Origin of the sequence: Swingsia samuiensis, from assembly GCF_006542355.1 — a bacterium.
In the GTDB taxonomy this organism is placed as follows: domain Bacteria; phylum Pseudomonadota; class Alphaproteobacteria; order Acetobacterales; family Acetobacteraceae; genus Gluconobacter; species Gluconobacter samuiensis.
The window spans coordinates 2,016,546-2,035,535 of record NZ_CP038141.1; the positions used below are offsets into that span (position 1 = coordinate 2,016,546).

General features: G+C 41.8%; 18 protein-coding genes. 14 read left to right on the forward strand and 4 right to left on the reverse strand.

All coding sequences use genetic code 11. The features are described 5' to 3' along the window. Positions 1-28: 28 nt before the first annotated feature. The 4 genes from E3D00_RS09580 to E3D00_RS09595 are packed head-to-tail and all read left to right on the forward strand — an operon-like array spanning position 29 to position 6,334. Positions 29-3,217, forward strand: coding sequence for a glycosyltransferase family 2 protein (locus tag E3D00_RS09580; RefSeq protein WP_181441963.1), 3,189 nt, complete (start codon positions 29-31; stop codon positions 3,215-3,217). Between the two features lie 8 nt (positions 3,218-3,225). Then, a complete protein-coding gene (locus E3D00_RS09585) occupies positions 3,226-4,635 on the forward strand; it encodes a M20/M25/M40 family metallo-hydrolase (RefSeq protein ID WP_141462067.1) in 1,410 nt (469 codons plus the stop codon). A gap of 8 nt (positions 4,636-4,643) precedes the next feature. Beyond that, positions 4,644-5,639, forward strand: coding sequence for a 4-hydroxythreonine-4-phosphate dehydrogenase PdxA (pdxA, locus tag E3D00_RS09590; protein WP_141462069.1), 996 nt, complete (start codon positions 4,644-4,646; stop codon positions 5,637-5,639). Further along, positions 5,636-6,334: a pyridoxine 5'-phosphate synthase gene (locus E3D00_RS09595; protein ID WP_141462071.1), complete on the forward strand. Its 699-nt coding sequence runs from the start codon at positions 5,636-5,638 to the stop codon at positions 6,332-6,334. Before pdxA ends, E3D00_RS09595 begins: the two co-directional genes overlap by 4 nt. Before the next feature lie 27 nt (positions 6,335-6,361). Here the strand turns inward: E3D00_RS09595 and E3D00_RS09600 are convergent, their stop codons facing one another. Then, entirely contained in the window at positions 6,362-6,961 is a 600-nt protein-coding gene (locus tag E3D00_RS09600; protein WP_141462073.1) for a hypothetical protein, read from the reverse strand. Between the two features lie 185 nt (positions 6,962-7,146). On the opposite strand from E3D00_RS09600, the gene E3D00_RS09605 reads away from it, so the two are divergent. Beyond that, positions 7,147-7,371, forward strand: a complete 225-nt coding sequence (locus tag E3D00_RS09605) for a DUF3126 family protein (RefSeq protein ID WP_141462075.1) — start codon at positions 7,147-7,149, stop codon at positions 7,369-7,371. A 1-nt stretch (position 7,372) separates the two neighbouring features. Here E3D00_RS09605 and E3D00_RS09610 read toward each other — a convergent pair whose 3' ends face one another. Next, positions 7,373-7,918: a DUF2939 domain-containing protein gene (locus E3D00_RS09610; RefSeq protein ID WP_141462077.1), complete on the reverse strand. Its 546-nt coding sequence runs from the start codon at positions 7,916-7,918 to the stop codon at positions 7,373-7,375. An 85-nt stretch (positions 7,919-8,003) separates the two neighbouring features. Between E3D00_RS09610 and E3D00_RS09615 the strand changes: the two genes are divergently transcribed. The 4 genes from E3D00_RS09615 to pyk all read left to right on the forward strand — a co-directional run bounded on the left by E3D00_RS09615 (position 8,004) and on the right by pyk (position 11,597). Beyond that, entirely contained in the window at positions 8,004-8,759 is a 756-nt protein-coding gene (locus tag E3D00_RS09615; RefSeq protein ID WP_141462079.1) for a HesA/MoeB/ThiF family protein, read from the forward strand. A gap of 10 nt (positions 8,760-8,769) precedes the next feature. Beyond that, a complete protein-coding gene (locus tag E3D00_RS09620; RefSeq protein WP_141462080.1) occupies positions 8,770-9,147 on the forward strand; it encodes a hypothetical protein in 378 nt (125 codons plus the stop codon). Between the two features lie 75 nt (positions 9,148-9,222). Further along, positions 9,223-10,143 carry an SH3 domain-containing protein gene (locus E3D00_RS09625; protein WP_246091429.1) on the forward strand — a complete coding sequence of 307 codons (921 nt, stop codon included), beginning with the start codon at positions 9,223-9,225 and terminating at the stop codon, positions 10,141-10,143. 23 nt (positions 10,144-10,166) lie between these two features. After that, positions 10,167-11,597: a pyruvate kinase gene (pyk, locus tag E3D00_RS09630; protein WP_141462084.1), complete on the forward strand. Its 1,431-nt coding sequence runs from the start codon at positions 10,167-10,169 to the stop codon at positions 11,595-11,597. Between the two features lie 47 nt (positions 11,598-11,644). Here pyk and E3D00_RS09635 read toward each other — a convergent pair whose 3' ends face one another. Together E3D00_RS09635 and E3D00_RS09640 are read right to left on the reverse strand one after the other, a co-directional pair. After that, positions 11,645-12,523 (reverse strand): prephenate dehydrogenase/arogenate dehydrogenase family protein, encoded by an 879-nt coding sequence (locus E3D00_RS09635; protein WP_141462086.1) that lies wholly within the window; start codon positions 12,521-12,523, stop codon positions 11,645-11,647. Positions 12,524-12,541: 18 nt separating this feature from the next. Further along, the gene (locus E3D00_RS09640; protein WP_246091430.1) at positions 12,542-13,555 is read right to left on the reverse strand and encodes a lysylphosphatidylglycerol synthase domain-containing protein; all 1,014 of its coding nucleotides are present in this window, start codon (positions 13,553-13,555) and stop codon (positions 12,542-12,544) included. Positions 13,556-13,702: 147 nt separating this feature from the next. Between E3D00_RS09640 and hpnA the strand changes: the two genes are divergently transcribed. The 5 genes from hpnA (at position 13,703) to hpnE (ending at position 18,948) form a co-directional block, all read left to right on the forward strand. After that, a complete protein-coding gene (hpnA, locus tag E3D00_RS09645; RefSeq protein WP_141462090.1) occupies positions 13,703-14,701 on the forward strand; it encodes a hopanoid-associated sugar epimerase in 999 nt (332 codons plus the stop codon). Then, a complete protein-coding gene (locus E3D00_RS09650) occupies positions 14,701-15,843 on the forward strand; it encodes a glycosyltransferase (protein WP_141462092.1) in 1,143 nt (380 codons plus the stop codon). Before hpnA ends, E3D00_RS09650 begins: the two co-directional genes overlap by 1 nt. After that, positions 15,843-16,700, forward strand: a complete 858-nt coding sequence (gene hpnC / locus E3D00_RS09655) for a squalene synthase HpnC (protein ID WP_141462094.1) — start codon at positions 15,843-15,845, stop codon at positions 16,698-16,700. The genes E3D00_RS09650 and hpnC overlap by 1 nt, the downstream gene beginning before the upstream one ends. 63 nt (positions 16,701-16,763) lie before the next feature. Then, complete coding sequence (hpnD, locus tag E3D00_RS09660) at positions 16,764-17,642, forward strand: presqualene diphosphate synthase HpnD (RefSeq protein ID WP_141462096.1); 879 nt, start codon at positions 16,764-16,766, stop codon at positions 17,640-17,642. Between the two features lie 4 nt (positions 17,643-17,646). Next, positions 17,647-18,948: a hydroxysqualene dehydroxylase HpnE gene (gene hpnE / locus E3D00_RS09665; protein ID WP_141462098.1), complete on the forward strand. Its 1,302-nt coding sequence runs from the start codon at positions 17,647-17,649 to the stop codon at positions 18,946-18,948. Positions 18,949-18,990: the final 42 nt, after the last annotated feature.

The following is an 18,990-nucleotide window of genomic DNA, read 5'->3' on the forward strand; positions in this document are numbered from 1 at the left end:
ATGTTAGCTTCGAAACAAGGTGATGAGCATGAACTTTAAAGATTCCATTCTTGCGTCTCCGTCTTTTTCGGGGGAACGACATCCTGCATGGGGCAAATTTGACCCACAATGGTATAAAGAAAAATACGGACGTCAGATTCAAAATGATGATTTTTTACCTGAAGGAAAAAAAATATCTGATTTAAGTGACGAAGATTTTGAAAGGCACTGGCTTGAATACGGTGCTTTGAAAGGCTTTTCTCCAAATTATTATTTTGATGAAGAATGGTATAGGCGCCAGAACAGTGACGTTCGAAACGGCATCGAAGTGGGGATATTCAATTGTGGATATCTACACTATTGTGAAATAGGCTACCCAAGCCGTGCGCCGCATTGGCTCTTCTCTGACAAAGAATATTTCCGTCGTAACTCTGATTTAAGTATACATAAACTGCGCTCTTCGGGGTTTGTGAATGGCTATGATCATTATTTGCGACAGGGGGTTAAAGAACAAAGGCAAGCTAGTATTTTCTTTAACCCAATTATTTTTCGTAATGCGTGCTGGGAGCAAAATCTACCTTATGATTTTGATAAAGGGGATTTGGAACAATTCTTAGATTCAGAAGAAATGGGGGGTTCCCGAACATCTTGGTATTTTGATCCTGTATGGTATCTGGAGAAATATCCTGATGTTGCAGTTGCGATTAAGGAAGGTCGTTTTCTTAATCCGTTGCACCATTATTTAACGAATTCAACTCCGACAGCTTATGATCCTAACCAGTGGTTTAGCGAACAATTTTACGCCCAGACATATCCTGACATAGCAAGCACTGTTGAAAATGGTGGGTTTCGTAATGGGTACGAACATTTTATCCGCTTTGGCGTGCACGAATTTCGGGCTCCGCATTCAGACGTTGATCTGAAAGCTTTTGCAGAAGATATTGAAATACAAAAGGAAGTTAATAAGAAAAAATTTGATGATGTTTTTGCGTTGTGGGTAAGCAATCAGAATAATGGGAAAGATAAAAATAAAGCAATTACAACATCAAGTGATGAATATTATAAATTAAGTGAATTAAAATCGATTAGTTTATTACCGTCTCTTATCCGTTCACCTTTAGATTTTCGTTTAATAAAAGCACCTGTCATCAGTGTCGTTATTCCGGTTGATAATCAATTTTCAGAGCTAATGTTGAGCTTGGTCTCATTACATGAAAATAATTTTGGCGATTTAGAAGTTATTTTAGTGGATAATGGTTCCACAGATGAGTTGGAGGATATTCATCGAGTTACAAAAGGAGTTAGAGTTTATAAAAATCATTATTCTGTAAGGGATAAGGACAGAATAAATAAGGTATTGCAGGGTGTTCAGGCACCGCATGTATTGTTTATGTTGCCTGGGACGCAATTTTTTCCTGAAACCCTTAAAAAGACGTTAAAACATTTTTCAGCTGAAGGGGTATTTGCTGTTGGTGGGCAGTGCCTAGGGCTAGATGCTCGAGTTGTTGAAGCAGGAACTATTGTTTGGCGAGATGGAAGTTCGATTGCCTTTGGTCGTGGGATGAGAGCCAATGATTCTACGATCAATTTCTCTCGTCATGTAGATGCAATAACGCACGGGGGGCTATTAATTAGAGCTGATAAGATTAAAGAATTGTCTGGTTTAGACGAGAATTTGATTGGATATGAGGCTCAATTCCTATCTTTGTGCTTAGGTTTAAGGGAAAAAGGCGGGAAGATCGTTTACGATCCAGCTTTATTAACTCGGGTCCAGAGGGAAATGTTCTTCCCTAGCGATTTTAAAGCCCGGAATGAATTATATTTGAGAAGAAGGTTTCCTGCGCTTTTGTCACGCCATTTGTGGGTAGGAAGCAATATTTTCAAAGCTCGTTTTTCATCTCAAAATGAAAATATTCTTTTTGTTTGCGGTCAATTCCCAAAGAATATGGGAGGGGGGGTAAACTTATATAATTATGAGCTGATTAGAAATTTATCTGATCTGGGATATAATGTAACTATTCTCTCACTCAGAAAAGAAATTATGGATGATATTGATATTGCTTTGGATTTTCCAAACAATATCGAATTAATTCTGGATACGGGAATTGATGGACTATCTGGATTTTTATCAGAGCGTAGTGGATCATTTGATTATGTCTGGGTATCAGAAATTCAAACGTTAGATCGTATAAAGCCTATTTTAGAGAATAACATACAGCATATTCCGTCTTTAAGCATGATCTTGTCTGTTAATGGCTCAAAAGCGGAAGAGGTTTACTACAGAAAAAAAACAGGTTGTGTGGATGACAAACAACAAGAAGTAGAAGATTTAAAACAAGAGTTGTCTAATGCTTATTTATGCCAAATGATAACAGCCAGTTATCACGAAGAAACCGATAATATTAAAAGAGCTGGTTATGGGAATGTTATTTATTTAATGCCACCAGTAAAAGAATATTTGACAAAGGATTTTCTATCTTTTGATGAACGAGAAGGAGTATTATTTAATCTGCCAATTAATGAATCTGGAGATGCTGTGCATGATGGTTTGGATTGGTTCATCAATCATGTTTTACCAATATTAGATAAAAAGTTACCTAATAATGTTCTTGTAACGTTAGCGGCAGATTGTGACCCTTCCATTGATTTAACAGCTTATACTCAACATTCGAGAGTAGAGTTGTTTTGGGGGGATAGTAGAGAGCTTTATCGTACGAAACGAGTTTTTATAGATCCAACACGAGTTAGTAGTAAAATTGTTTTTGAAAACATTATTGCAGCTAAAGAAGGATTACCGGCGGTTATAGGTGAAACGAGTTGCAGTCAGATTGGCTGGATCGATGGAAAACAATGTTTGAATGGTGGTTTTTCTGATCCTCAGCGTTTCGCTGAAGCCATTATAAAGCTTTATACCAATAAAAATCTATGGGAAGATATATCTGATACAGTTCAGAAATTTATTCAGGATCCACCATATAAAGCTCATTTTAAGGAACATGTACAACATATATTATCCCTCGCGCGGGGAGAAGGTGAGGTTCCTGTATCTCCGTATGCTTTTGAAACACATAACCTGAAAAAGGAGGTAAAACTATCACCAACTCCTTTACGTGTTCGTCCACGAAAAACGATGGATACCGTATTGCCTGAAATTCAGAGTGTTAATGACGAGAATGAAGTTTCTCTTGAAGAAAATGAAACATTTGCTCCACGTATTGGTATTGAAATCCCAGAATAGGTTTATTTATGAATAACATGCAGTCTCTAAATTCCGTATTGAATTATGTTGATCAAAATTTAGATGTTTCTATTCAAAAATTATTTGAACTACTGCGTATCCCAAGCATATCAACGCAACCTATACATGCTGAAGACTGCCGTAAAGCAGCCAATTGGTTGAAAGAAGATTTGCAATCAATAGGTTTTAAGGCCAGTCTAAGGGAGGTTAAATGGGCTAAACCGGGCCACCCTATGGTGCTGGCTCATTCTGACCAATCCTCTGCAAAACCACATGTTTTGTTTTATGGACATTACGATGTTCAACCCACAGATCCTGATCATTTGTGGGGAACTCCGCCTTTTGACCCTGTTTTAAAAGAAAGCGTTTCTGGACATAAAGTAATTATTGCTCGTGGTGCGAGTGATGATAAAGGGCAGGTCATGACCTTTTTAGAGGCATGTCGTGCTTGGAAAGCAGTTAACGGTTCTTTACCTGTAAATGTGAGTATTCTTTTAGAAGGAGAAGAAGAAAGCGGTGGAGAGAACTTGCTCCCATTTCTAAAAGAAAATGCAGATGAGTTACTTTCAGATGTTGTATTGGTGTGTGATACAGCAATGGCCGATCGGGTAACACCCGGTATTACCACTTCATTACGTGGAATGGTAACACAAGAAGTAACTATCCAATGCGCTTCTCATGATTTGCATTCTGGAATTTATGGCAATGCTGCGGCTAATCCCATTGCTATTTTGTGTCATATATTAGCATCTTTAAGAGATATTGATGGCCGTGTGACACTTCCTAATTTTTACGATGGCATTATCGAGCCTTCCTCAGAGACGAGAGATCAATGGAAGAAAATTTTTCCTAGTGACGAAAATTTATTATCTGAAGCAGGTTTGAGTGTTGCAGCAGGAGAAAAAGGATATACGGCGATAGAGCAAACATGGTGCCGTCCTAGCTGTGAGATTAACGGAATTTCTGGAGGATATGAGGGGGATGGTTTTAAGACGGTTTTACCCGCAAAAGCTTCTGCAAAAGTTTCATTCCGCTTAGTCCCCGGTCAGAACCCAGCATTAATTGAGAAATCTTTTAGAGACCACGTAACATCTTTACTCCCCAAAGATGCAAAAGTGGAGTTTAAGTCTTTTGGTGCATCGGAGGGGTTTGCCGTATCTCGGGAAAGTAAATATTTAGCTCCAGCATTAAACGCTTTAACGGAAGAGTGGGGAGTAAAAGCTGCAACAATTGGATCAGGCGGTTCTATTCCTGTCGCTGGAGAAGTGAGAGAAGCTTTAGGGCTGGATACTTTGTTAATTGGGTTTGCCCAAGCAGATGATCGTATTCATTCACCTAATGAGCAATATGGAGTAGAGTCTTTTCATAAGGGCATTCGCTCTTGGGTTCGTATTCTCGCAGCATTAGCAGAAGCTTAATAGATTATATGTCTTTACCTATTGCATTAACATTAGGAGACCCTGCTGGGATTGGCCCTGAGTTGACTGTTTCTGCTTGGAAAGCATTAAAAAAAACTGGACTAGTCTTTTTTTGGCTTGGGGACTCACGATTATTCAATGACAGTGTTCCTTTTGTAGAAATACAAACTCCTGAAGAAGCAAAAGACGTTTTCCCAACAGCACTTCCTATTATTTCGGTACGGTGCCCTGTTTTAGTTCAAGCAGGAAAACCAACGCCTCAGAATGCTTCTGCAGTTATTTCAAGTATTGAAAAAGCTGTGCACTTTGTACAAGCAGAGCAGGCATCAGGGGTAGTGACCAATCCTATTGCTAAAAATATTTTGGCGGAAGCCGGCTTTCCTTATCCAGGGCACACAGAGTTTCTCGCAGCATTATGCAATAGTGCTGGAAATGAAATAATGATGCTAGCGTCACCCTCTTTAAAAGTGGTTCCCATTAGTATTCATGTGTCTTTAAGAAACGCGATTGAGTCATTAACAAGTGAACGCGTGATTGAGGTTGCTAAGGCAACCAATATCGCTTTAAAAAAAGATTTTGGAATATCAGCTCCTCATTTAGCTATTGCTGGTTTGAACCCTCATGCCGGAGAGGCTGGTCTGATGGGGAGTGAAGAACAAGATATTATTATACCAGCGATAAATCGTTTAAAGTCCGAAGGTATTCACGTATCTGGGCCAATGCCGCCAGATACCATGTTTAGTGCTGGGATAAGATCCAGCTACGATGCGGCAATATGTATGTATCATGACCAAGCTTTGATTCCATTAAAAACACTCGATATGGCCGAAGGCGTGAATGTAACATTGGGATTGCCTATTATTCGGACATCACCCGATCATGGAACAGCATTTAATATTGCACAGCCTATCGGTTCTGACACAGGAAAAGCAGATGTTTCCAGTTTGTTGTCTGCCATAAAATTAGCCGATCAAATGGCTGTATATAGAAGGAAAAAATCATGATCCGTCTGGGAGTAAATATAGATCACGTGGCGACTCTGCGAAACGCGCGTGGAGGAAATTATCCAGACCCTGTGGAGGCAGCACAATTAGCGATTAAGGCCGGTGCAGATGGTATTACAGCGCATTTAAGAGAAGACAGGCGGCATATTCGTGATGCTGATATGGCAAGGCTTAAAGAACTATCTGCACCATTGAACTTTGAAATGGCCGCTACAGAAGAAATGGTCGATATCGCTGCACGTTTAAAGCCACATGCTTGCTGTCTGGTGCCAGAAAAAAGGGAAGAGGTAACAACAGAAGGCGGCTTAAATGTTGCGTCTCAAATTAATGCTTTGCATCCAAAGATTTTGAAATTGCAAGATGCCGGTATCCGTGTATCTCTTTTTATTGATCCAGATATAGAGCAAATTAGAGCAGCTAAAGAGTTAAATGTTCCCGTTGTTGAACTCCATACAGGGGCTTATGCTCATGGTGGAGTAGGGGAGTTGGAGCGGTTGGAAAAAGCTGCAAAAGAGGTAGAAAAACTTGAGATAGAACTTCATGCAGGACATGGATTAACTTTTGAAAATGTGATTCCTATTCTTCAACTCCCAAAACTAAAAGAACTGAATATAGGGCATTTTCTAATTAGTAATGCGGTTTTTTATGGTTTGGGTTATTCCGTAAAAAAAATGAAGGATCTGATTAACCCTTAAAGGGATGCCGGGTAAGCCCGGCATTTTTTATTTGGCAGGTTGAATGAGGGGAACAGTTTTATCGTCACTAAACTTAGGAACATATTTTCCAGATTGCTCTGAATAGGTTGCACTTGAACTCTGAGGAGCAATTGCAGGAGAGTGGAAAGCTGAAACAGGTCCAAAAGGACCGGCATTGACACGATGCATGGTTGATTCACGCTGCCGGCCACATCCGCGGGTTATAAGAGAGCAGATACCATCTGTTCCGATATATTCATCATCGTTACCTGCATAATGAATTTCAGACACACGATCATGATCGAGCCGAAGGATCATGTGACATGAGTTTCCGCCACCGCCGAGAGCAGATTGATAAATATTAACAAAGGATTGAACCGGGAAAAAACCACTATCTCCAGAAAGAGTTGTTAAGGTTTTTGAAGCACTATACTGCCAAATTTCGGTTGTGTTATTAAGTTTTTTGACGCTTCCCGGAATACCAGCGCAGGCTTGCAAGTCATAACTGGTCATTCCGATCATTTCAATCTGTGCTCTATGGGCATTGCGTGAGTCAAAGTACCCACACCCTGAAAGAGTAACAGCTGAAAGAATTATCCCGGAAATGCGTAAGAAATGCAGACGCATTTTTTCTCCATTATTTTAATAAAAGCTGAAAGTCTGGTTAAAACCAGAACGGATGAGTAGAAACCACCAAACGCTTTTGAACCTTAAGGTGGGTAAAATTAAACTTTTCGATGTGACTTTACTTTTGTCCCAACGATAGGATAAGCCACCCAAAGAGTAAGGCAACGATAAGGAATACCAATTTAATGGCTGATATAACCCTTTCCGAGGTGAAGCGTCTTCAGATAACGCTACAACGTCTTCTTGGTTCGCCAAAATTAACCGTTAATAAGCCGGCGAGAAAAGGCATGAGTGTAGAAATTGCTGTCGCTGGAGAAGTGGTCGGTACAGTTCATCGCGATGAGGATGAAGGTGAAGTTTCGTATGCTATTCACATGACTGTACTGGAAGAAGATTTGCCGGCTGAGTAACCTAGGGTCTGGGTGTAGAATTATTAAGAGGGGTTGGAAGGTCAAAGCGAGTGATTTTCCAGCCCCATTTTACAAATTCCATATGAATAATAAGCGGTGTCTTTCCGGGCTCCTCTAACTCTGTAGAAAATGTATTTGGGCTCGTAAAATGAGCATGTAAATGCCCAGAAAATGGCCAGAACATAGTGCTGGAAGGGCTATTATTCTGCACTGGAAGAATAAAGCCATGGATCGATTTCAGAAAATTTTCTGGCGTATCATTATTCATCTTATTGACGATAACACTCCCTAAAAAGGAACGCCCGAAACCGGGAAGATCTTCTCCCAAACCATCTTCAGGTGGAGTGACCTGTTTTTTGATAGAGTGCGAAACTGAAGTCCAATCTAAATAAGAAACAACTTTTTTAGAGTTGTTTACTTTCATGGCGCGCTCAATGCTCCATAACGTCCAAAATGGAGAGATGAGATAAATAACAGCTACACTACCTAAAGCAAATATGCTACCGAAGCCAATGCGTGAAGAGAAGATCCGTCGGATAGATGGCATTTTGGATCTCCCTTTTGACAAGTGTAAGCAACGTTCTTTTACTAAACTATCTTAATTTTGCCGTAAAAGTTAGTCTTATTTTGATATGATAAATTATTTTTCTGATCGAGAGCTTGAGCGTTATTCTCGGCATATTCTTTTGCCAGAAGTTGGGGCTTTAGGTCAGTCGAACCTAAAAAATGCTTCTGTCTTGGTTGTTGGTATGGGAGGCTTAGGTGCGCCTTTGGTGCAACAATTAGCGTCTTCAGGGGTAGGGCATCTGGGGTTAGTTGATCATGATCGAATTGAATTAAGTAATTTACAAAGACAGATTTTATATCAAGAAGCAGATATTGGTCGTTACAAGGCAGAGGTTGCTGCGGAAAAAGCGGAATTATTAAATCCATTTATTACTGCAACGCCCATGGTGATCAAAGCGGATCAGAATAATCTTGATCAGATAATTCCAACATATGACATTGTTTGTGATGGGAGTGATAATTTCACAACGAGATTAACTGTGTCAGATGCATGTGTTAAACACGGGAAGACACTTGTTTCAGGAGCTGTACAGGGTTTTTCAGGACAAATAGGTGTTTTTAGACCTCATAAAGGCGGCCCTTGTTATCGTTGTCTTTTTCCTGAGGCGAACGAGACAGATGCTCTAACCTGTGGACAATCTGGGGTGCTTGGGCCCGCTGCTGGTGTAATGGGCAGCCTAATGGCGGTAGAAACCACAATTGAGATTATGCAGTTACGCGATACAGCAGAAACATTTTTCACCGTTTGGGATGCTTTAACCAGCACCTTTCGAACTTTAAAAGTATCACGTGATCCTGCTTGTCCTATGCATGTAGAATGAAAGTTATTCCATGGAGAAACATCTTTTTCTTAGTTTATCGGATGATTCATGGCAACGTGCCCACTATGCTTTCGTTGTCGCCGCTGGAGCTTTATCAATAGGGCGTTCTGTTACTCTTTTCGCGGGAGGGCAGAGTGTTAAAGCATTGGCAAAAGATTGGTCAGGCCTATCGGGTTATATTCCCGATGCGGAGTTGGCTTTAAAAAAAGTAGCCGGTTTTAAAGAATTACGTGATGCAGTAATTGACTTGGGAGGCGAATTAATGGCCTGTCAGGCTGGAGTAGCAATGACGGATCTTTTACCGGAAATGCTGGAGCGAGAAGTTTCTATTCGAGGTGTGGTTACTTTTTTGGAAAAGTCTCAAAATCATCAAATCTTTTCTTTGTGATTGTTTCTTCACTAAGTTTTGTTTTTTGAAGGCTTGCCGAAATTGTTTCCCGTTGGCAGGGATATGCTTATGAGAATGTCTGGTCCTTTTTTCTTGCAGACTCTGCGTTACCATCGGTTTTCGATGTTAATTTTGTTAGGGTATATGGCAATAGCTGCATCTCCTGCGGATGCTGCACACCATAAACATCCTCATGCCTCTAAAGTTGAAAAAAAGACGAATAAAGTCACTGCTCGGCATTTAAAAAAAACGACCGGGAAAAAAGCTCGAACGATAGAGGCGGCTAGGGCTGCTCATAAAAAAAGATTAGTAAGACGTGCTACAACAGGGGCCGTTGCGGGAGCTGCTGTTGCTGCCGTAGGCGCATCAGTTGCAGCAACAGCTCCATCTACACAGACACCTCCAACGGCGCCTGTTCCAGATAATTCCAACAAAGGAACGAATACAGGTTTGCCACTTCCTCGCTTTGCAGCATTACGTGCTGACAAAGTTTATATGAGAAGAGGGCCAGGAGATCGTTATCCAATAGACTGGGTCTATCATCGTCGCGGTTTACCTGTTGAGGTAGAGCGCGAGTTTGATGTCTGGAGATTGGTAGAAGACTCTGATGGTCAAAAAGGCTGGGTTCATCAGGCAACGCTCTATGGAAGTCGCACATTTGTCATTCCAGGGTTGCCACCAACAGGGGTTAAGGCTCAGGTTGGGGAGGCGTCTGCAAAAGAAGGGGACCATATTGGACGTGCTGACGCTCGTATCTTAGGACATGTTTCTACTCAAGAAGATGCGCGTTCATATAAAAATGACATTTCACTCATGAGCCATCCGGAAGAAGATAGTAGCATTGTTGCTCTTCTTCAGCCGGGAACGGTGGGTAATATTAAATTATGCCCACAAAATTCACAGTGGTGCCAAGTTTCTGTAAAAGGCTATCAGGGCTGGTTACCACGTCGTTTATTCTGGGGGCTCCTCCCTGGCGAAACGATTCAACCTAACTGATTATTCAGCGAGGACGCCATATCATGACATCCATTTCTCATCATCGTCGTACACGGATCGTCGCAACTCTTGGGCCAGCTTCATCCTCGCCAGAGATGATCCTTTCTCTTGCGAAAGCTGGTGTTAACGTTTTTCGCTTAAACTTTTCTCATGGAACACATGAAGATCATGGAAAGCGGCATGCAGCTGTTCGAGCCGCAGAAGAGCAGGTAGGTCATCCTCTTGCTATTTTAGCAGATTTACAGGGACCTAAGTTACGTGTTGGTGTTTTTGAAAATGGCCCTATTATTTTAGAGTCAGGTAAACGCTTTCGCCTAGATTTAGATAATAAACCTGGCAATCAGGATCGTGTTACGCTTCCACACCCAGAAATTATTTCAGCGGCTAAGGTTGGAAGTAATCTTCTTCTGGATGACGGAAAACTTAAATTACGTGTTGTCGAAGTAAAAGACGGCGCACTAGAAACTGAAGTGGTTATCGGTGGAAAGCTGTCTGAACATAAAGGCGTTAATGTTCCTGACGTAGTCCTGCCTATTCCTGCCTTGACAGAAAAAGATCATAAAGACTTTCAATACGCTCTTTCTATTGGTGTTGATTTTATTGCCCTTTCATTCGTGCAAAGAGCGGAAGACGTTAAAGAAGCACGCAAGATTGCTGATGGACGTGCAGCGATTATTACCAAGCTTGAAAAGCCACAAGCCATTGATTCATTAGAAGAGATTATTCATCAATCTGATGCTGTGATGGTCGCTCGTGGTGATTTAGGGGTTGAACTACCTCCAGAAGAAGTTCCAGTTGCTCAGAAAAGAGCGATTGCTGAAGCGCGTCGTCAATGTAAGCCTGTCATCGTGGCAACACAGATGCTGGAAAGCATGATTGAAAATGCAACACCTACACGGGCTGAGGTATCTGACGTTTCGAATGCAGTTTATGACGGTGCAGATGCTGTCATGCTTTCAGCAGAAAGTGCAGCCGGTAAATATCCGATCGAAGCTGTTTCGATTATGGCACGTATTGCATCTCGTGTAGAGCAGGATCATGAATGGCGTTTGCGGATGGATCGTTTACGCCCTCAACCCGAAGGGACTGTTCAGGATGCTGTTGCACAAGCCGCTTGGCAAGTGAGCCGTACATTGACTGCGACAGCAATTGCAGCACATACCAAAAGTGGTGCAGGAGCATTGCGTATGGCACGGGAACGGCCACATTGCCCAATTTTAGCCTTAACACCAGATATTAAAGTTGCCCGTCGGCTTTGTGTTGTATGGGGCGCATTCCCTCGTGTTGTTGAAAGAGACCGTGCTGCCCATGGTATTGAAGATTTGGCCGGTCCAGCAGCTGAATTAGCTCGTAAGCTAAAGTTCAGCAATGAAGGGGACCATATTCTTGTCTTGGCTGGCCTACCATATGGTCATTCAGGAAGTACGAATACACTTCGTGTCGTGAAGGTATAGTTCCTTTTTAGTAGATTATTGTGAGGTGGTTTTCACCTCACAATAATCTAAACCTGTTTGTTTTCGATAAGTTTGCGACGAATTTGTCGGCTATGTTCGATTTTGTTTGTGATTGTTGCTCCATCACCTTCACGAATGGCCTGAGCCATTGTTTCAGCATTTAAAATAAATCGATCTAACGTGTCTAAAATAGCGTCTTTGTTCTCAATAAAAATATCACGCCACATGATCGGGTCTGAACCTGCAATGCGTGTGAAATCCATAAAGCCAGAGGCTGCATAATCTAAAACGGCTGTTTTAAGTTCTCCCGATAAATTGTCAGCGCTATCGCAAATTGTAAAAGCGAGTAAGTGTGGCAAATGGCTAACCATTGCGCAGATGCGGTCATGTTTTTCATCTGCTAGAATATTTGTTTTTGCTCCACATAAAGCCCAAAATTCTTCCATTTTATGAATCGCATGGGGGTCTGTATGGGGTGGTGGAACGAGTAAACACCAACGATTTTCAAATAACTTTGAAAACCCTGCATCTGGGCCAGAATGTTCTGTTCCAGCCATTGGATGTCCGGGGACATAAGAGATATTTTGCGGTAAAATTTGTTGGATTTTTAGACTAATCTTACCACGGACGGATGCAACATCCGATAAAATTGCTCCCGCAGGCATGTGAGGCAAAACAGCTTGGGCAACGTTTTCGACAGCTCCAACTGGGACACAAATAATTACGCAATCAGCTTTGGCTGCTTCAGTTAAATCTTCTGTAACAACATCCGCTAAGTTCAGCTCTTCTATACGTTTAAGGTTGTTGGGATTATTATCTGCAACAATCAGTTTATTGGCGATTGCGTTATTTTCTCGTGCTTTTCGTAAAATAGAAGAACCAATTAGCCCCGGTCCGATAATGGAGAGGGTGTTAAAAAGCGCCATTAATGAACCTTTGCAATGTTAACTATTTAAAGATTTTTTATGCTTTAAACAGGTTATTTCCACAAACTGCCAGATTAAAAGAACAGGTATTCCAATAAAAATATCACGTCCACGTCGCAAAAGAGAAATACTTAAGGAAACCTGTGCATCAATCCCAAACACCATTCCCAGAGTGACATACCCTATTTCTTGTACTCCAAGGGCGCCAGGAACGAGAAAGCCGGCTGACATAATACCACACACGACACCTTCTATCGCTAAAGCGGCGAGAAAACTAATATGTGCTCCAAGTAGTAAAAAAGAAACCCACGTTACAAATGCGCTGCCAATCCAACAAAATAAGTGGGTTAATGCCCCAAGAGCAATACGGTCAGGCCGATCCCATAAATTTTCTAAACGTTCTTGAAAGAGCTCTGAGTTGTTGGTCATAATTTTTTGCCAATCAGCAGCAATATGATGACCAAGAAAGGAGGATGTTTTACGCAGAAGGCTACCGCCATTCTTTTGCGTCCAAATAAACCCGACACTCCCAACGATGAGAAAGAGCATTCCTAAAATGAGTGGGATAATAAAAGCTGAAGATCCTCGATATCCAATAAGACATATTAATGCGAGGCCGATAAACGCTATTTGTCCCAGCACTTCGGTTGTAATATCAACAAGATTTGCGGCAATCGCTTCTGGCCAAGTGATGGGTTTCCCATAAATGTCGTGTGGAGATTGGCCTGAAATAGTGGCTCTTACACCAATTAGCATCCCCCCTAATTGAGAGAAAGGTAAACAAGCTGTCGCAGCATCGCGCACAATGCGGGCACTGGTTAAACGAAAAAAGCTAAGTTGTGGAACGGCGGCTTTCCAAGCGAGCCCTAGTCCAAGGTCCAAGATAAGCTGAATAATAATCAATAGAAGAAAGCCGCTAAAACCGACTTTTTTTAAAGCGTTGCCAACAGGATGAATGCCTGCTTTTGCTGCAATAAAAGTAAAAAGTGTAAGGCCAAGTACGGCAAGGATAATGGGAAGAGATTTTTTCAACGTCTTAATCACAATTTGTTTTGGTATGCCTGTAACCCACCGTTCTATAACTTTCTAGCCCTAGAGATGCTTTCCTATAGAGCAAGAGCAGAGTATAGGAATAAAAAAGTTATTAAATTGTCGAATGAACTAAGGAGCAATGCTAATATGAACGATATAACACTCGTTACAGGCAGCTCTGGTTTTGTAGGCTCTGCTGTTGTCCGTGTTCTTCAAGAGCGTGGACATAAACTGCGCTTATTTGTACGTCCAAATTCAGATCGTTCTAATATTGCAGCCCTTGATGGTGTTGAGTTAGTTTTTGGTGACTTAACTGATCCATCAACACTGCCAAGTGCACTAAAAGGTGTAAAAAATCTTTTCCATATTGCGGCTGATTATAGACTTTGGGTGCCAGACCCTTCAGCAATGATGCAAGCCAATGTTGAGGGGACTAAACATTTGATGCTGGAAGCATTGAATGCTGGTGTTGAAAAAATTGTTTATTGCTCGTCAGTTGCCGCTTTAGGTTTAAGAAGTGACGGGGTGCCCGCAGATGAAAACACCTTTGTTGCAGAAGATAAGGTGATCGGGATTTATAAGCTCTCAAAATACAGGGCAGAGCAAGAGGTTCTAAGATTAGTACGTGAAAAAAGACTGCCTGCTGTTATTGTAAATCCATCAACTCCTGTAGGGCCTAGAGATATTAAACCCACCCCCACAGGGCAGATGATACTGGATTGCGCGGCTGGAAAAATGCCGGCGTATGTTGAAACTGGCTTAAATATTGTTCATGTTGATGATGTTGCTGAAGGACATGCTTTAGCTTTTGAGCGTGGCAAAATAGGTGAAAAATATATTCTAGGCGGTGAAAACATGATGCTAGGAGATATTTTTAGACTGGTCAGTGAAATCGCATGTGTAAAGCCACCCCAGATTAAACTGAAACAATCATGGTTATATCCTGTAGCTATTGCCTCTGAGTGGTTGGCTCGGGGTTTTGGGATACAGCCTAAAGTGACGCGTGAAACGTTAGAAATGTCAAAAAAACTAATGTTTTTTTCTTCTCTGAAAGCACAAAGAGATCTTGGCTATGCTCCACGGCCAGCACGTGATGCAATCGCAGATGCAGTTTCATGGTTTCGATTACATGGGCGTATAAAATAATGTTGTTGAAGAGTGTTTTTGCGAGCGTCGTCGCTTGGGTATATCTGATTTTTTTTCGAGGTTTTTTCTGGCAGAAAGGGCCTATATTAGAGCGGAAAAAGCCGCCTAAATGTATTCCGGATGTAGCCATTGTAGTGCCTGCTCGAGATGAAGCAGAATCTATTTTTGAGAGTATTAGTTCGCTTCTAAAGCAACATTATGATGGAAAATTATCTGTTATTCTTGTGGATGACCAAAGCACAGACGGAACAGCAGACATTGCCCGTACGATAGACGATCCCCATCAACGCTTGACCATTATTACCAGCCAAGACCGACCGAGTGGCTGGAGCGGAAAGCTTTGGGCTGTTCATCAAGGGGCGCAGGAAGCTCTCAAACATATTAACTCAGATGGATATATTCTTCTTACAGACGCGGATATTATTCACGATCCTGACCATTTAGGCAGTTTGCTTACCAAGGCTCGTGAAGATAATCTGGATCTTGTTTCAGAAATGGTAACTCTTAATTGTATTAGCGCAGCAGAACGGTTTTTAGTTCCCGCATTCGTTTATTTTTTTGCAATGCTTTATCCTTTTGCATCCGTTGCGAATAGAAAGTCTCATATAGCAGGTGCAGCAGGAGGGACGATTTTAATACATCGGCCTATTTTTGAGCAAATTGGTGGAATAGAATCTATTCGAGGCGCTTTGATTGATGATTGCACCTTGGCAGCACATGTAAAACGCGCTGGTGGACGGTTATATCTTGGGCATAGCAATCTTGCCTGGTCCGTTCGCCCATATGAAGGGATGCGTGATATCTGGCATATGATTGCGCGCACCGCTTATGTTCAGTTGCGTTATTCTCCTTTTCTTTTGCTCTTAACACTTTTAGGCATGAGCCTGATTTGGTTTGTACCTGTTCTTTCTATAATGTTAGGTTGTAAAAACGCTAAAAAAGCTGGAATTTTTGCCTATTGTCTTTCGTGCCTTACATTTCTACCAACCTTAAAAAGATTTAATCTTTCTTTTTGGCGCTCATTACCTCTTCCAGTAGTTGCTGCTTTTTACATGGCGGCAACAATAGGATCTGCCATTAACCATCATCGTGGTGTTGGTGTTCGCTGGAAAAGTCGCTCATATACAGGTGAAACAACATAATGGGACAAGCGTGGACTGCAAAAGACGTGACATCTACGAAAGGGAAACAGGATGAAAATTTCCCTGTTGGTTCGTGGTTGATCTCTAAAAGGAATAGATCTGACGTTCATGCATATTATAATTTTGCACGGGCATCAGATGATATTTCGGATACGTCTGAGCTTACAAACGAGCAAAAACTTGATCGTCTTGGATCAATGGCTGCAATCATGCGAGGGGAAGAAAAAGCTCCACAACGTTATGATGCGCATACAGCCGAAGTTTTACGAGACGTTCTTATTAAAAGGTCTGTTCCAATCGAAACAGCAACAGACCTTTTGCATGCTTTTTCCATGGATGTGAAAAAAAATCGTTACGCCACTTGGGAAGAGTTACTGCATTACTGTCAATATTCCGCAAACCCTGTGGGGCGTTTTTTATTACTTCTACACGGTGAGAATAAAGAGACACTTCCTGCTTCAGATGCTTTATGCACGGCTTTGCAAGTGATTAATCATTTGCAAGACGCGGCTAAAGATTTGAAATTTTTGGATCGATGTTATGTTCCTTCTTCTTGGATGGAAGAGGAGGGGGTAACGATAGATGATTTGCGTCTTGTCAGAAGCAAGCCGGGAATACGCCGTGTATTTGATCGGATGCTTGATGAGGTCGATCGTTTAAATAGGCAGGCAAGCACATTGCCTATGTTAATTAGAAATCGGCACATGCGGCTTGAAGCATCTGTGATTGTTAAGTTATCATGTCTTTTAGCTCAAAGGCTGCGCCAAAAAGACCCCATTCAAGAACGGGTCGCTTTAAAGAAGGCTGATGGCCTCAAAGCTCTTGCTTATGCGCTAAAATATATACCTTCTCGTTAATGATAAGAGTTTGTGTCATTATCAGAGCAACAACGATATGAGACATGGTGTCAGAGGATAGAAATGTTATCAGATAAAGTACGTGCTTCTTCTGGATTGCTGTGTGCGCAGACTGATTTAAAATATGTAGAACAGATTGTTCATCATTCTGGAACGTCGTTTGCGAAGGGAATGAAAATTCTACCTCTCGCACGGCGTCAAGGAATGTTTGCGGTATATGCCTTTTGTCGTGTCGTTGATGATATCGCCGATGGAGACGCTGGCGTTTCAGATCCGATAGCGGCACTGAAAGAGTGGCATGAAAGAGTTGATGAATTATTTTCAGGGGTTGCGAGAGATGCTCTTGACCGTGTTTTGATCGCGGTTATTTCACGCTACCAACTGCGTAAAGAAGACTTTCACGCGGTGATTGATGGAATGTTGATGGATTGCGAAGCACCCATTATTGCCCCGACTGAAAAAAACCTTGATTTATATTGTGATCGTGTCGCTTCAGCTGTGGGTCGGCTTTCTGTACGAGTGTTTGGAGATTCATCTCCTGCGGCCGATAAAGTGTCTAACCATCTTGGCCGGGCACTGCAATTAACTAACATTTTGAGAGATATTTCTGAAGATGCTCAAAGAGGGCGTTTGTATTTGCCGGCAGAGCTTTTAGAGCGTTTTAATGTTCCATTGGATCCTCAAGAAGCACTTTATGCGCATGGTTTGGATGGTGTTGCTCGTATTTTAGCGCGTCGTGCACATGACCATTTTCGGGAAGCGCGCCGTGCAATGAAAGAATGTAAGAAGAGTGCCATGCGCCCAGCACGTATGATGGCGGCATCCTATGAACCTATTTTAAGAGCGCTTGAAAAAAGAGGGTGGAAAAATGTGGATCAGCCGCTACGCTTTAATCCGTTAGAGCGTAAATTGAAGACATTTGTAACCTATTTGATAAAGTAATTTTATGAGCCACGTTCATATTATAGGAGGGGGGCTGGCCGGTTTGTCAGCCGCTATTGAGTTAAGCACTCAAGCTCAGGTTACTCTTTATGAAGCTGGCCCCGTATGTGGTGGGCGTGCTCGTTCTTATTACGATCGATCATTGGATGCTTTGATTGATAATGGCAATCACCTCATCTTATCGGCAAATGCGTTAACGTTTCGTTATTTGGATATAATTGGCTCTCGAGATACGCTGGTAGGCCCCGGGGAGCCAATATTTCCTTATTATGATCTTGCAAAAGATCTTGCTTGGACTTTGCGCTTATCCAACGGTCGTATTCCTTTTTGGGCTTTATCGAGAAAGAAAAAAGTACCGGGGATGCGTTTATCTGAGTTTGCATCGATTTTTCGTTTGTTACGGGCGAAAGATGAGACAACGGTAGAAGAGTGTTTGTCAGAAGGGCAATTAAGCCGTCGTCTTTTAGAACCGTTATCTATTTCTGCATTAAATACAGATTTAAAAACGGGCAGTGCTTTATTATTAGCAAATGTTATGCGCCGTTCATTGATGCAAGGAGGGATGGCATGCCGACCATGGTTCCCAGAAACGGGGCTTTCTGAGACTTTTGTCGATCCTGCTTTGGCATTCCTCTCAAAATATCACGGAATAGTAAAAACAGGATCACGTGTTAACTCGATTCAAAAAGAAGGTGGACGAGTTCAATCGTTTGAAACAACACAAGGGATAATAAATCTAGGAGCAGAAGATTATGTTATTGTCGCGACCCCTGCGCCTGTAACACAAAACTTATTGCCAGAAGTCTCTGCCCCTGATGCTTATGAAAGCATTGTGAATGTTCATTATAAGCTTCCTTTTGTTCCTCATATTCAAGGCGTTGTCGCTCGGTCAAAGTTTATTGGACTTGTCGGAGGAATAGCAGAGTGGGTTTTTATAAAGGGGAATATTCTTTCCGTTACTGTAAGTGCTGCTAATCGTTACGCTGCACAGGATAATGAGACACTGACCTCCATTATATGGTCCGAGATTAGGCGTGCGACTAATCCTGTTATTACGGAAGAACTGCCAGATGAGGCTCCGCCCTCTCGTTTGGTTCGGGAGAAAAGAGCTACGTTTGCAGCAACACCAGAACAAAATCGAAAAAGACCTTATGCAAGAACGGATATAAAGAATATGGCCTTAGCAGGAGATTGGACAAATACAGGTCTTCCTTCGACTATTGAAGGGGCCATTCAGTCTGGCTTGTCGGCAGTATCTGCTTTGGGGTTTCGTTCTGCGGTATTTTATACTGAAAAAAATTTATGATAGAGTAGAAGAGTGTTTGTAATATTTCAATTTTCTATAATT

Bases quoted from the DNA above. Each gene is read 5' to 3' on its own strand.
- E3D00_RS09600 (WP_141462073.1), bottom strand. From the start codon at position 6,961: ATGCGTCTGCATTTCTTACGCATTTCCGGGATAATTCTTTCAGCTGTT.
- E3D00_RS09605 (WP_141462075.1), top strand. From the start codon at position 7,147: ATGGCTGATATAACCCTTTCCGAGGTGAAGCGTCTTCAGATAACGCTA.
- hpnD (WP_141462096.1), top strand. From the start codon at position 16,764: ATGTTATCAGATAAAGTACGTGCTTCTTCTGGATTGCTGTGTGCGCAG.
- E3D00_RS09635 (WP_141462086.1), bottom strand. From the start codon at position 12,523: ATGGCGCTTTTTAACACCCTCTCCATTATCGGACCGGGGCTAATTGGT.
- E3D00_RS09650 (WP_141462092.1), top strand. From the start codon at position 14,701: ATGTTGTTGAAGAGTGTTTTTGCGAGCGTCGTCGCTTGGGTATATCTG.
- hpnA (WP_141462090.1), top strand. From the start codon at position 13,703: ATGAACGATATAACACTCGTTACAGGCAGCTCTGGTTTTGTAGGCTCT.
- E3D00_RS09625 (WP_246091429.1), top strand. From the start codon at position 9,223: ATGTCTGGTCCTTTTTTCTTGCAGACTCTGCGTTACCATCGGTTTTCG.
- E3D00_RS09595 (WP_141462071.1), top strand. From the start codon at position 5,636: ATGATCCGTCTGGGAGTAAATATAGATCACGTGGCGACTCTGCGAAAC.
- pyk (WP_141462084.1), top strand. From the start codon at position 10,167: ATGACATCCATTTCTCATCATCGTCGTACACGGATCGTCGCAACTCTT.
- pdxA (WP_141462069.1), top strand. From the start codon at position 4,644: ATGTCTTTACCTATTGCATTAACATTAGGAGACCCTGCTGGGATTGGC.
- E3D00_RS09580 (WP_181441963.1), top strand. From the start codon at position 29: ATGAACTTTAAAGATTCCATTCTTGCGTCTCCGTCTTTTTCGGGGGAA.
- E3D00_RS09585 (WP_141462067.1), top strand. From the start codon at position 3,226: ATGAATAACATGCAGTCTCTAAATTCCGTATTGAATTATGTTGATCAA.
- E3D00_RS09620 (WP_141462080.1), top strand. From the start codon at position 8,770: ATGGAGAAACATCTTTTTCTTAGTTTATCGGATGATTCATGGCAACGT.
- hpnC (WP_141462094.1), top strand. From the start codon at position 15,843: ATGGGACAAGCGTGGACTGCAAAAGACGTGACATCTACGAAAGGGAAA.
- hpnE (WP_141462098.1), top strand. From the start codon at position 17,647: ATGAGCCACGTTCATATTATAGGAGGGGGGCTGGCCGGTTTGTCAGCC.
- E3D00_RS09615 (WP_141462079.1), top strand. From the start codon at position 8,004: ATGATAAATTATTTTTCTGATCGAGAGCTTGAGCGTTATTCTCGGCAT.
- E3D00_RS09610 (WP_141462077.1), bottom strand. From the start codon at position 7,918: ATGCCATCTATCCGACGGATCTTCTCTTCACGCATTGGCTTCGGTAGC.